This is a genomic window from Pseudomonas sp. GW821-FHT10B02 (assembly GCF_059415665.1).
Genome location: NZ_JBWKNR010000011.1, coordinates 65,740 through 77,748 on the forward strand (window position 1 = coordinate 65,740; position 12,009 = coordinate 77,748).

At 60.5% G+C, this 12,009-nt stretch carries 10 protein-coding genes and 1 other RNA gene; 7 read left to right on the forward strand and 4 right to left on the reverse strand.

Translation table 11 applies throughout. The features are described 5' to 3' along the window. The 3 genes from AC07OF_RS17170 to AC07OF_RS17180 are packed head-to-tail and all read right to left on the reverse strand — an operon-like array spanning position 1 to position 2,138. Entirely contained in the window at positions 1–330 is a 330-nt protein-coding gene (locus AC07OF_RS17170) for an RnfH family protein (protein ID WP_157191080.1), read from the reverse strand. Then, positions 293–727 (reverse strand): type II toxin-antitoxin system RatA family toxin, encoded by a 435-nt coding sequence (locus AC07OF_RS17175; protein WP_038606715.1) that lies wholly within the window; start codon positions 725–727, stop codon positions 293–295. Before AC07OF_RS17175 ends, AC07OF_RS17170 begins: the two co-directional genes overlap by 38 nt. A 7-nt stretch (positions 728–734) precedes the next feature. Beyond that, complete coding sequence (locus tag AC07OF_RS17180) at positions 735–2,138, reverse strand: sodium-dependent transporter (protein WP_157191079.1); 1,404 nt, start codon at positions 2,136–2,138, stop codon at positions 735–737. Positions 2,139–2,254: 116 nt separating this feature from the next. Here AC07OF_RS17180 and smpB point away from each other — a divergent pair, with 116 nt between their 5' ends. Continuing rightward, positions 2,255–2,737 carry an SsrA-binding protein SmpB gene (gene smpB / locus AC07OF_RS17185; RefSeq protein ID WP_038606709.1) on the forward strand — a complete coding sequence of 161 codons (483 nt, stop codon included), beginning with the start codon at positions 2,255–2,257 and terminating at the stop codon, positions 2,735–2,737. A gap of 143 nt (positions 2,738–2,880) precedes the next feature. Here the strand turns inward: smpB and AC07OF_RS17190 are convergent, their stop codons facing one another. Beyond that, positions 2,881–3,648, reverse strand: coding sequence for an FCD domain-containing protein (locus tag AC07OF_RS17190; protein WP_157191078.1), 768 nt, complete (start codon positions 3,646–3,648; stop codon positions 2,881–2,883). 253 nt (positions 3,649–3,901) lie between these two features. Between AC07OF_RS17190 and AC07OF_RS17195 the strand changes: the two genes are divergently transcribed. The 6 genes from AC07OF_RS17195 to AC07OF_RS17220 all read left to right on the forward strand — a co-directional run bounded on the left by AC07OF_RS17195 (position 3,902) and on the right by AC07OF_RS17220 (position 11,962). After that, entirely contained in the window at positions 3,902–5,566 is a 1,665-nt protein-coding gene (locus tag AC07OF_RS17195; protein ID WP_157191077.1) for a lactate permease LctP family transporter, read from the forward strand. Positions 5,567–5,635: 69 nt separating this feature from the next. Next, complete coding sequence (gene lldD, locus AC07OF_RS17200; protein ID WP_191831480.1) at positions 5,636–6,781, forward strand: FMN-dependent L-lactate dehydrogenase LldD; 1,146 nt, start codon at positions 5,636–5,638, stop codon at positions 6,779–6,781. Positions 6,782–6,861: 80 nt separating this feature from the next. Further along, complete coding sequence (locus tag AC07OF_RS17205) at positions 6,862–9,672, forward strand: FAD-binding and (Fe-S)-binding domain-containing protein (protein ID WP_495073265.1); 2,811 nt, start codon at positions 6,862–6,864, stop codon at positions 9,670–9,672. A gap of 145 nt (positions 9,673–9,817) precedes the next feature. Then, a complete protein-coding gene (locus AC07OF_RS17210) occupies positions 9,818–10,090 on the forward strand; it encodes a PA2433 domain-containing protein (protein ID WP_157191074.1) in 273 nt (90 codons plus the stop codon). A 101-nt stretch (positions 10,091–10,191) separates the two neighbouring features. Beyond that, positions 10,192–10,583, forward strand: a transfer-messenger RNA (tmRNA) gene (ssrA, locus tag AC07OF_RS17215). 173 nt (positions 10,584–10,756) lie between these two features. Next, complete coding sequence (locus AC07OF_RS17220; RefSeq protein ID WP_495073266.1) at positions 10,757–11,962, forward strand: tyrosine-type recombinase/integrase; 1,206 nt, start codon at positions 10,757–10,759, stop codon at positions 11,960–11,962. Positions 11,963–12,009: the final 47 nt, after the last annotated feature.

Here is a 12,009-nt window from a genome sequence, read left to right on the forward strand (position 1 = left end):
TCAGCGCTTGGCTTTCTTGAAGACCCTCGCCACCTTGTCGGCGCGCTGTTTACGCACTTCCTTGGGGTCGATCAACAAAGGCCTGTACAGCTCAATACGATCACCTTCAGCGACCGCCTGCTGCGCCGCCTCGTTGACGACTTTACCAAAGATGCCAAGCGGACACGCGTCTACATCCAGACCCGGCACTTGTTCGGCGATGCCCGACAACCGCACCGCTTCACGCAGTGTCGTGCCAGGCGCCACGTCCACAGCCAGCAACCATTGCTGCTCGGCCGTGGCGTAAACCACTTCAACCCGCAAGTTGTTTGGCCCGCTGACAGAAGGCATCGACCAGGGTATTGGCCGCCTGATTGAACAGCGGCCCGAGGGTCGCCCGCACTAGTGGTCCGGCGTAGTCGAAAGACAGGTCCAGACTGATCTTGCAGGCCTTCTCGCCCAATGGCTTGAAGATCCACAGACCGTGCAACTGATTGAACGGCCCCTCCTCCAGGTTCATCTCGATGGATTGCCCGGGCACCAGTACATTACGGGTAACAAACTTCTGGCTCATGCCTCCCTTGGCCACTTCCAGGCTGGCGCGCATCAACTCGTCATTGACCTCGAGCACCGTGCTGGACGAGCACCAGGGCAGGAACTCCGGGTAGCGCGCAACATCGTTGACCAGGTCGTACAACGCCTGGGCCGGATAGGGCAGCAGGGCCGAACGTTGAATATGGGTAGTCATCCAGGTGTCACTTCCAAAGCTGAGCGGCAAACACAACCAGAATGCCGAGTGGCGCCACATAGCGCATCAAGAAGAAAGTCAGAGCAAACAGCAACGGGCTGCGCATTGCCAATTCATCGCGCACCGCCTCACGCCCCATGATCCAACCCGCGAATATCACAAAGCACAAACCACCCAGCGGCAACATGATCCGCGAGGTGAAAAAGTCGATCACGCCAAAGAAGTCCAGCCCGCCGCTCACACCCCACTGGTAGAGCTGAAAACCGCTGCCGTCGTTCACGAAAAAGCGTGCCTGTTGCCAGATATTGAACGAAAACACTGTACCCAGGCCGACCAACCAGCAACTGAAAGCCAGCCAGGTAGTGATCCAGCCACGGCGTACGCCAGTACGTTCCACCAGGTAGGCGACCATGGGCTCAAGCAGGGAAATCGCCGAGCTCCAGGCCGCCACCGCCACTAGAACAAAGAATACGACGCCCATCAATTGACCAAAGGCCACATTACCGAAGGCAAACGGCAAGGCGACAAACATCAGGCCCGGGCCCTCGCTCGGGTTCAGGCCGGCAGCGAAGACGATCGGGAACAGGGCCAGGCCGGCCAGCAGCGAAACAAAGGTATCGAGCAAGGCAACAGCAACGATGGTGCCGCCAATAGAGGCGCCTTTCGGCATGTAGGCCCCATAGATCAACAGCGAGCCGACACCGACACTCAACGAGAAAAAGGCGTGCCCCATGGCCGGCAACAAGCCATCCAGTAGGCGCGAGGTGTCGAAGTCGAACATGAAGTGCAGGCCCTGCATGAAGTGCCCGGTCGTCAGGCTGTACCCCAGCAGGATTACCAGCAGCAGGAACAACAGCGGCATCATGATCCGCAGGCTTTTCTCCAACCCCGCCACCACGCCACGGGCAATCACCAGCGCCGACAGCAGCATGAACAGGCTGTGCCACAGCACCAGCCGCCAAGGGTCGCTGATCACGCCATTGAAGTAACCGCCGACCTGATCAGCCGTCACCCCCTGAAAATCGCCCCGGCCCATATTGATGATGTAGTCGAACGACCAACCACCGACCACGCTGTAAAACGACAGGATCAGCAACGCCGTGACCATCCCGGCGAATGCCCACCAGGACCAGCGCGGCGAATGCCCGGCCTCCAGCGCCAGGTCACGCAGGGCGTTGGCCGGGCTTTGCCGGGTGCGGCGGCCGATCAGGGTCTCGGCCAGCATCACCGGAATACCAATCAAGGCAATACAGGCCAGAAACACCAGAACAAAGGCACCGCCACCGTAGACGCCGACCATGTAGGGGAATTTCCAGATACTCCCCAAGCCCACCGCGGCACCGGTCGCCGCCAGTACAAATACCCAGCGACTGGCCCAGCCACCATGGACAGAAACCTTGTCCGTCGACATCAACACGCTCAACTGTGGAAAAAAAGAGCGCGCATTGTCCGGGATTCACCTCACAGGCTCAAGCGCACTGCTACCCCGTAGCCGACAGCGCAACGACTGCCTATAATGCCGCCCCTATGGCTAAACAAACGAAACATCCGACAGGGACCATCGCGCAGAATAAAAAGGCGCGACACGATTACTTCATCGAGCACAAGTTCGAGGCCGGATTGGTCCTGTCCGGTTGGGAAGTAAAAAGTCTGCGTGCCGGCAAGGCGCATCTGACCGACAGTTACGTGGTGCTCAAAGATGGCGAGGCCTGGCTGATGGGCAGCCATATCACGCCGCTGACGGCCGCCAGTACGCATGTCATTGCCGACCCGACACGCACCCGCAAACTGCTGCTCAATAAACGCGAGCTGGAGCGCCTGCACGCTGCCGTCCAGCAAAAGGGCTACACCTGCGTAGCCTTGTCGATTTATTGGAGCAAGCACCTGATCAAGTGCGAAATCGCGCTCGGCAAGGGCAAGAAGGAATACGACAAGCGCGATACCCAGCGCGAGCGTGATTCCAATCGCGAATTGCAGCGTGCGGTGCGCAACAAGGGCAAGGAAGACTGATTCTTTCTGGCAGGTGACCCCGGGTTGCCTGTTATGTCCTCATCGCTGGCAAGGCCAGCTCCCACAGCAGAGCTTCAGATTACTGCTATTTCTGTGGGAGCCGGCATTGCCGGCGATGCAAGGCACAGCCTTGCACGCGCCAACTAACGCCCACTACGCCGCTCCGCTCGCGCTGTTCGCTGCACTTCCTGGCGCACTTCATCGAGCACTTCCTGCACATACAGAATGTGTCGGCTGGACACCTCGCGAGCATCCTCTGCCCGCCCTTCGACGATCGCCAGGTACAGCTCACGGTGCTGATTGATCAGCATGTCGCGGGTTTCGGCACGCTGCTTGTACATGCCGCCAATGTTGGTCACCACGTTACGCTTGAGCAGATCGAACAGCCCACGGATGGTGTGCAGCAACACCGCATTGTGGCTGGCTTCAGCAATCGCCAGATGAAAACGTGCATCAGCAGCGCCCTCCTCGGCCCGATCCACTTCACCCGAGCGGGCGTAACAATCCTGCAAGGTATCGAACGCTGCCTTGAGGCGCTGACGATCCGGCTCAGTCGCGCGGATTGCCGCGTAATAGGCGCACGATGCCTCCAGGGTATGCCGGAATTCCAGCAGATCGCGCTGGGCCTCAGGATTACTCTCCAGTAGCTGCAACAACGGATCGCTGAAAGTCGAACCCAACGCCTCGGCCACATAGTTGCCGCCGCCCTGGCGACTGACCAGCAACCCTTTGGCCACCAGCTTCTGGATCGCTTCACGCAATGAAGGCCGCGACACCCCGAACTGTTCAGCCAATACCCGCTCGGCAGGCAGCCGCTGACCGGCAGTCAGGGTGCCCTCAAGAATCATCCCCTCAAGCCTGTCGACGATATCGTCGGACAAACGGCGTTGGCGGACCTGATCAAAAACCATCACATGCTCTCCACAATCCCGAGTGCGTTCGGGGCCGTCTATTCTGGCCTATCCGCTCCCTGCCGACACCCATCAGATTGCAACTTTCGCTGCCGCTCAGGCCAGTTCGCCGACACCCATCCGACGAAAGTTTTCTTGGGACAAATTGACACACCCACAGCGAGGCTTTTAACCTAGCGCCTCGACATTGTAAATTGGTCTTACCAATTATCCAATGCCAGTGCTGACCAACAACAATTAGGGGCCACCCCATATGCAAACCTGGCAACAGCTCTACAGTCCGCTTGGTAGTCTTGGCCTGTCCGCGCTCGCGGCAGTCATCCCGATCGTGTTCTTCTTTCTCGCTCTGGCAGTGTTCCGGCTCAAGGGCCACGTCGCCGGCAGCATCACCCTCGGTTTGTCGATCCTGGTAGCGATCTTCGCCTTCCAGATGCCCGCCGACATGGCGCTTGCCGCCGCCGGATACGGTTTTGCCTATGGCCTGTGGCCAATCGCCTGGATCATCGTCGCGGCGGTGTTCCTCTACAAACTGACAGTCAAGAGCGGCCAGTTCGAAGTGATCCGCAGCTCGGTGCTGTCGATTACCGATGACCAACGCCTGCAGGTGCTGCTGATCGGCTTCTGCTTCGGCGCCTTCCTTGAAGGTGCGGCAGGCTTCGGCGCGCCGGTGGCGATTACCGCTGCGCTGCTGGTCGGCCTGGGCTTCAATCCGCTGTACGCGGCCGGCCTGTGCCTGATCGCCAACACCGCGCCAGTGGCCTTCGGCGCTCTCGGCATCCCGATCATCGTCGCCGGTCAGGTGACCGGTATCGACGCCTTCAAGATCGGCGCCATGACCGGTCGCCAGCTGCCGCTGCTGTCGCTGTTCGTGCCGTTCTGGCTGGTGTTCATGATGGACGGCCTGCGCGGCGTCAAAGAGACCTGGCCTGCCGCGCTGGTAGCCGGCCTGAGCTTCGCTGTGACCCAGTACTTCACCTCGAACTTCATCGGCCCGGAACTGCCGGACATCACCTCGGCCCTGGCCAGCCTGGTATCCCTGACTCTGTTCCTCAAAGTCTGGCAGCCCAAGCGTTCGTTCGCTGGCGCCACCGGCAGCGTCGGCGCAGCAGTGGTCAAAGGCGGCAGTCAGCCTTCGCCATACAGCCTCGGCGAGATCTTCAAAGCCTGGTCGCCATTCCTGATCCTCACCGTGCTGGTCACCATCTGGACCCTCAAGCCGTTCAAGGCAGCCTTCGCCGCCGGCGGTTCGATGTACAGCTGGGTGTTCAACTTCGCCATCCCGCACCTTGATCAACTGGTGATCAAGACCGCCCCGATCGTCGCCACCCCGACTGCGATTCCGGCCGTGTTCAAACTCGACCCGATTTCCGCCACCGGTACAGCGATTTTCTTCTCGGCGCTGATCTCCATGCTGGTCCTGAAGATCAACTTCAAAACTGGTCTTACCACTTTGAAAGAGACCTTCTTCGAACTGCGCTGGCCGATTCTGTCGATCGGTATGGTTCTGGCCTTTGCCTTCGTTACCAACTACTCGGGCATGTCTTCGACCATGGCCCTGGTACTGGCCGGCACCGGCGCGGCATTCCCGTTCTTCTCGCCGTTCCTCGGCTGGCTGGGTGTGTTCCTGACCGGTTCCGACACCTCGTCCAACGCCCTGTTCAGCTCGCTGCAGGCCACCACTGCGCACCAGATCGGGGTCAACGACACCCTGCTAGTTGCGGCCAACACCAGCGGCGGCGTAACCGGCAAGATGATTTCGCCTCAGTCGATCGCGGTAGCCTGTGCGGCCACCGGCCTGGTCGGCAAGGAATCCGACCTGTTCCGCTTCACCCTCAAGCACAGCCTGTTCTTCGCCACCATCGTCGGCCTGATCACCCTGATCCAGGCATATTGGCTGACCGGCATGCTGGTTCACTAAAGTGTCAGAGGCCGGGCGCGTTGCTGCGCGCCCGGCATCCGCCCTTTTCCACCGACGCAGCGAGACCACATGATCATTTCTGCCTCTACCGACTACCGCGCCGCAGCACAACGCAAGCTGCCGCCGTTCCTGTTCCATTACGCCGACGGCGGCGCCTACGCCGAGTACACGCTGCGCCACAACGTCGAAGACCTGGCCAGCATTGCACTGCGTCAGCGCGTGCTGAAAAACATGTCCGAGCTGAGCCTTGAGACCCAACTGTTCAACGAAACGCTAAGCATGCCGGTGGCCCTGGCGCCGGTCGGCCTGACCGGCATGTACGCCCGACGCGGCGAAGTCCAGGCTGCCCGTGCGGCCGCGGCCAAGGGCATCCCCTTCACGATGTCGACGGTGTCGGTCTGCCCGATCGAGGAAGTCGCTCCGGCCATCAATCGTCCGATGTGGTTCCAGCTCTACGTCCTCAAGGACCGCGGTTTCATGCGCAATGCCCTGGAGCGGGCGAAAGCCGCCGGTGTCACCACCCTGGTGTTCACCGTCGACATGCCGGTACCTGGCGCCCGCTACCGTGACGCACACTCGGGCATGAGCGGCCCGAATGCGCCGCTGCGCCGCATCTGGCAAGCCATGACCCATCCGCAGTGGGCGCTGGATGTCGGCCTGCTGGGCAAGCCGCACGATCTGGGCAACATTTCCACCTACCGTGGCAGCCCAACGGGCCTGGCCGACTATATCGGCTGGCTGGGTGCGAACTTCGACCCGTCGATTTCCTGGAAGGACCTGGAGTGGATCCGCGAGTTCTGGGATGGCCCGATGGTGATCAAGGGCATCCTTGATCCGCAGGATGCCAAGGACGCGGTGAAGTTCGGTGCCGACGGTATCGTCGTTTCCAACCACGGCGGCCGCCAACTCGATGGCGTGCTGTCCAGCGCCCGAGCCCTGCCGGCGATCGCCGATGCGGTAAAAGGCGACCTGAAGATCCTCGCTGACTCCGGCATTCGCAGCGGCCTGGATGTGGTGCGCATGATCGCCCTGGGTGCAGACACGGTGCTGATCGGTCGTGCATTCCTCTATGCGCTGGCCACCGCCGGTGAAGCCGGAGTGAAGAACCTGCTGGACCTGTTCGAGAAAGAAATGCGCGTGGCCATGGTGCTAACCGGCGCCAAGACCATCAGCGAGATCACCCGTGATTCGCTGGTACGCGAACTGGGCGCCTGATTGCCGCGCCCGCACCGATCACCGCCTGATTGACCGGGACACATGGCGCACCAGACGCCGCGGTCCCGCGAGGAGATTGCATGAGTCTGCCCGCCGCGTTCCTCGACACGGTTGAACACCTGATCCCCCGCGAGCGGCGTTTCGACGACCCGCTCTCGACCCTGGCCTTCGGTACCGACGCGAGTTTTTACCGGCTGATTCCCAAGCTGGTGATCCGCGTCGAGAGCGAAGACGAAGTCGCCACCCTGCTCAAGGCAGCACACGCCCAGCAGGTTGCAGTCACCTTCCGCGCTGCCGGCACCAGCCTGTCCGGTCAGGCGGTGAGCGACTCGGTGCTGCTGGTGCTGGGGGACAACTGGAACGGCCGAGACATCCGCGATGGCGGCAAGCAGATCCGTCTGCAGCCAGGCGTGATCGGCGCCCAGGCCAACGCCTGGCTGACCCCGTTCGGACGCAAGATCGGCCCGGACCCAGCCTCGATCAATGCCTGCAAAATCGGCGGCATCGTCGCCAACAACGCCAGCGGCATGTGCTGCGGCACCGCGCAGAACAGCTACCACACCCTCGCCGGCATGCGTCTGCTGCTGGCCGACGGCACCTTGCTCGACAGCGAGATTCCCGAGAGCGTCACGCGTCTGCGCGAAAGTCACGGCGCGCTGCTCGATCAACTCGGTGAACTGGGTCGGCAGACCCGCGCCAACACCGAGCTGGCAGCCAGGATCCGCCATAAATACCGGCTGAAAAACACCACTGGACTGTCGCTCAATGCGCTGGTGGACTACGACGAACCGGTGGATATCCTCACCCACCTGATGGTCGGCTCCGAAGGTACCCTCGGTTTCATCAGCGCAGTGACCTACAACACCGTGCCGGACCATCCGCACAAGGCCAGTGCGCTGATCGTCTTCCCCGATGTCGAGACTTGTTGCAACGCAGTGCCGGTGCTCAAGCAGCAACCGGTGTCCGCTGTCGAGCTGCTCGACCGCCGCAGCCTGCGCTCGGTGGAGAACATGCAAGGCATGCCGGTGTGGGTGAAGAGCCTGTCCGCTGGTGCCTGTGCGCTGCTCATCGAATCCCGCGCCGCCACACAATCGCTGCTGCACGAGCAACTGGCACACATCAGTGCCTCGATCGCCGGCTTCCCGGTGGAAAAACAGGTTGATTTCAGCGAAGACCCGGTGGTTTACAACCAGCTCTGGCGCATCCGCAAAGACACCTTCCCGGCTGTCGGTGCAGTGCGCGAGACCGGCACCACGGTGATCATCGAAGACGTCACCTTCCCCGTGGAAAAACTGGCCGAAGGCGTCAATCGCCTGATCGCGCTGTTCGACAAGCACGGCTATGACGAGGCAATCCTGTTCGGTCATGCCCTGGAAGGCAACCTGCACTTTGTCTTCACCCAGGGCTTCGACTCGCCACAGCAGGTGGCGCGCTATTCGGCCTTCATGGATGACGTCGCCCAGCTGGTTGCCGTGGAGTACGGCGGTTCGCTGAAGGCCGAGCACGGCACCGGTCGCAACATGGCGCCCTTTGTCGAGCTGGAATGGGGTAGCGACGCCTATCAATTGATGTGGCAGCTCAAGCGTCTGCTCGACCCGGCCGGCATTCTCAACCCTGATGTGGTGCTGACCGACGATCCGCAACTGCACCTGAAAAACCTCAAGCCGCTGCCGGCCGCCGACGAGATTGTCGATAAATGCATCGAATGCGGCTTCTGCGAACCGGTGTGCCCATCCAAAGGGCTGACGCTCAGCCCGCGCCAGCGCATCGTCATGTGGCGCGATATCCAGGCGCAGAAACGTGCGGGCAACGATACCCGGCAGCTCGAACGTGACTACCAATACCAAGGCATCGACACCTGTGCCGCCACCGGCTTGTGCGCCCAGCGCTGCCCGGTGGGCATCAACACTGGCGAGTTGGTGAAGAAACTGCGCGGCCAGGTCGCGGAGCATGTGAAAACCGCCGACTGGCTGGCAGAAAATTTCCACACTGCCCTCAGTGGTGCACGCTTTACCCTGCGGGCTGCCAATGGCGCACGCAGGTTGCTCGGCGCCCCGCGCCTGAGTCGCCTCAGCGCCCACCTCAGCAAAGTCAGTCACGGCCGGATTCCGCAGTGGACGGCGGCCATGCCGCAACCGCTGAAGGCCATTTCGTTCGGCCCGACGAGCAACGATGCGCGGCCACGGGTGGTGTACCTGGCAGCGTGCGTGTCGCGGGTGATGGGCCCGGCGGCGGCCGACCGCGAACAGACCTCGTTGCTCGACAAAACCCGCGCCCTGCTGGAAAAAGCCGGCTATCAAGTGGTGTTCCCGGAAAACCAGGACAACCTGTGCTGCGGCCAGCCCTTTGCATCCAAGGGCTACGCCGAACAGGCCGAACACAAGCGCCAGGAGCTGATCAACGCGCTGCTGCATGCCAGCCGTGGCGGGCTTGATCCGATCTACTGCGACACCAGCCCCTGCACCCTGCGCCTGGTTCAGGACCTGGCCGAAACCCGCCTGGATCTCTATGACCCGGTGCGCTTCATCCGCACCCATCTGATCGACAGGCTGGAATTCACCCCGCAAGACGAACCGATTGCCGTGCACGTGACCTGCAGCACCCAGCACCTGGGCGAAAGCCAGGCGCTGATCGACCTTGCGCGGCGCTGCAGCAAGCAGGTGGTGATCCCTGAGGGTATCCACTGCTGTGGCTTTGCCGGTGACAAGGGCTTCACCACCCCTGAGCTCAACGCCCATTCGCTGCGCAGCCTCAAGGACGCGGTGCAATACTGCAGTGAAGGAATTTCCACCAGCCGTACCTGTGAAATCGGCCTGTCGAATCATGGCGGGATCGATTATCACGGACTAGTTTATCTGGTGGACCGCGTGACCCGACCTCGGAACCTCTGAACTCCGATCGCGGGGCAAGCCCGCTCCTACCGGTAGGAGCGGGATTGCCCCGCGAAGAGGCCATCTAATCTGAACCCCCGGCAAGCGTCGCAGTCCATCCAGAAAGGCCCGTTTTTCCCAGGGCCATCCCGCCAAGGAGATTCACATGAAGCGTACTGCGATTTCCGGACTGTTCATCACCGCCGCACTGCTTGCCTCCCCTGTGTTCGCGGCTGAAGACCTGTGCACTGCCAACCTGCAGAAAATCAGCGACTCTATGGCCACCGCCGGCGCCACCCCAGAAGGGCTCGACGAGAGCATTGCCAAACACGTCGAAGATGCCAAGAAAGCCCAGGCCGCAGGCAATGACAAAGATTGCATCGCGATCACCAGCAAAGTGATCGAGCGCCTGGAAAAAACCGAAAAAGGCGGCCAGTAGCGGATTAGCAGGGCGACTGGAACCGCAGTCGACGTCGCCCGACCGATGGCGTATACTGATCCCCGAGCGTTGAAAAACGCTTCAGCTAGAGCGCAACAAATGGGGCCGATTAGGATTCGACGCCGGTAGTGAAACTCTAGGTGCATGCCGAGTTGGTAACAGAACTCGTAAATCCACTGTTGCAACTTTCTATAGTTGCCAATGACGAAAACTACGAGGGTTACGCTCTCGCTGCGTAAGCAGCTGAGCCCGCTCTCCTGGTAGCTTCGGCTCCAGCAATCACTAGGGGATGCCTGTAAACCCGAAGTGATTGTCATACAGAACAGGATCGCCGTGCAGTACGTTGTGGACGAAGCGGCTAAAACTTACACAACTCGTCCAAAGCACCCTGCCCGTCGGGCGGCTGCGGATTAACTCAATAGACACGGCTAAGCATGTAGGACCGACAGCGGAGCACTGGCGGACGGGGGTTCAAATCCCCCCGGTTCCACCAATTTGTCTTCCCAGGAAGACCCAGAAAAGCCGTAAAGCCTAGAGAAATCAAAGCTTTACGGCTTTTTTATTGCCCACACTTTCCCACCTAATCCCAGGGCATCCCATGGTTGACGGGGGCATATATGGGGGCATAAAACGCTCATCAGCTCGCTCAGAGAGGATGTGCCCCCAATGCCTTTGAAAGACACCAATTGCCGAAACGCCAAGCCCCAGGACAAACCATATCGTCTGTATGACGAACAGGGTCTATACCTTGAAGTTCAGCCCAACGGAGGCCGTTACTGGCGCTTGAAGTACCGCTTTCTGGGAAAGGAAAAGCGGCTGGCTCTTGGTGTTTACCCCGAGGTCGGCTTGCAGGATGCTCGGCGCAAGCGTGATGACGCTCGTGTTCAGCTTGCCGGCGGCCAAGATCCTTCACTGCAAAGACGTATGGCCAAGGTGGTCAGCCAGCTCGATCACCAGCACACCTTTGAATCGGTTGCCGCGCAATGGCTCAGTATTCGCGAGTCCTCCTGGGACCCGGAGTACACCCGTACGGTACGCCAGCGCCTTGAGCTCAATGCCTACCCTTGGTTGGGAAAACTCCCGATCAGCAGCATCAGTACGCCCATGCTGGTCGAAAACCTGCAGCGCATCATCAAGCGCGGCGCTGGAGAGACGGCCCGCCGTGTCGCCCAGATCTACAAACAGATTTTCGAGTTCGCCGAAGCTGCCGGAATCACCCCACCCAACCAGATTGGAAATCTCTCACGTACGCTCCCAGCCAAGCGGGTGAAACATTTTGCTGCCGTAACCGATCCTGAAAAATTCGGCGCTCTGCTCAAAGCATTGGATAGCTATACGGGAACACTGCCAGTTTGTTGTGCACTCAAACTGGCCCCGTTGCTGTTCTGCCGGCCCGGAGACCTTCGGCACATGGAATGGTCGGAGGTCAATCTGGATGCTGGCGAATGGTTAATTCCTGGCCACAAGATGAAAGGACTCACTACCACCAAACAGGATCGCCCGGATCATTTGGTTCCCCTCAGCCAACAAGCAGTCGCCGTTTTGCGCGAGCTGAAACCACTCACCGGTAGACATCAATATGTCTTCCCCTCAGCCCGAGGAGGCTACCGACCGATGTCCAACAATGCCGTCCTCAGCGCGTTACGCCGTATGGACATCAGCGGCGACGAAATGACAGGGCATGGCTTTCGTGCGACCGCGAGAACCATAGGTGCTGAGGTGCTGGGGTTTCGTCCCGACCTACTTGAGCACCAATTGGCGCATACCGTGAAAAGCCCGCTAGGTAGAGCGTATGACCGCACCACATTCTTGCCGGAGCGCCGTGAAATGATGCAGATCTGGGCGGACTTTTTGGAGTCGATAAAACGCTGAATGCGAGTTTCCCCCTATCAATCAGCGATCCTTGAAGCTAGTACGAG

Coding starts and splice junctions, on each gene's coding strand:
- AC07OF_RS17205 (WP_495073265.1), top strand. CDS start 6,862: ATGAGTCTGCCCGCCGCGTTCCTCGACACGGTTGAACACCTGATCCCC.
- AC07OF_RS17210 (WP_157191074.1), top strand. CDS start 9,818: ATGAAGCGTACTGCGATTTCCGGACTGTTCATCACCGCCGCACTGCTT.
- AC07OF_RS17180 (WP_157191079.1), bottom strand. CDS start 2,138: ATGTCGACGGACAAGGTTTCTGTCCATGGTGGCTGGGCCAGTCGCTGG.
- lldD (WP_191831480.1), top strand. CDS start 5,636: ATGATCATTTCTGCCTCTACCGACTACCGCGCCGCAGCACAACGCAAG.
- AC07OF_RS17190 (WP_157191078.1), bottom strand. CDS start 3,648: ATGGTTTTTGATCAGGTCCGCCAACGCCGTTTGTCCGACGATATCGTC.
- smpB (WP_038606709.1), top strand. CDS start 2,255: ATGGCTAAACAAACGAAACATCCGACAGGGACCATCGCGCAGAATAAA.
- AC07OF_RS17195 (WP_157191077.1), top strand. CDS start 3,902: ATGCAAACCTGGCAACAGCTCTACAGTCCGCTTGGTAGTCTTGGCCTG.
- AC07OF_RS17220 (WP_495073266.1), top strand. CDS start 10,757: ATGCCTTTGAAAGACACCAATTGCCGAAACGCCAAGCCCCAGGACAAA.
- AC07OF_RS17175 (WP_038606715.1), bottom strand. CDS start 727: ATGACTACCCATATTCAACGTTCGGCCCTGCTGCCCTATCCGGCCCAG.
- AC07OF_RS17170 (WP_157191080.1), bottom strand. CDS start 330: ATGCCTTCTGTCAGCGGGCCAAACAACTTGCGGGTTGAAGTGGTTTAC.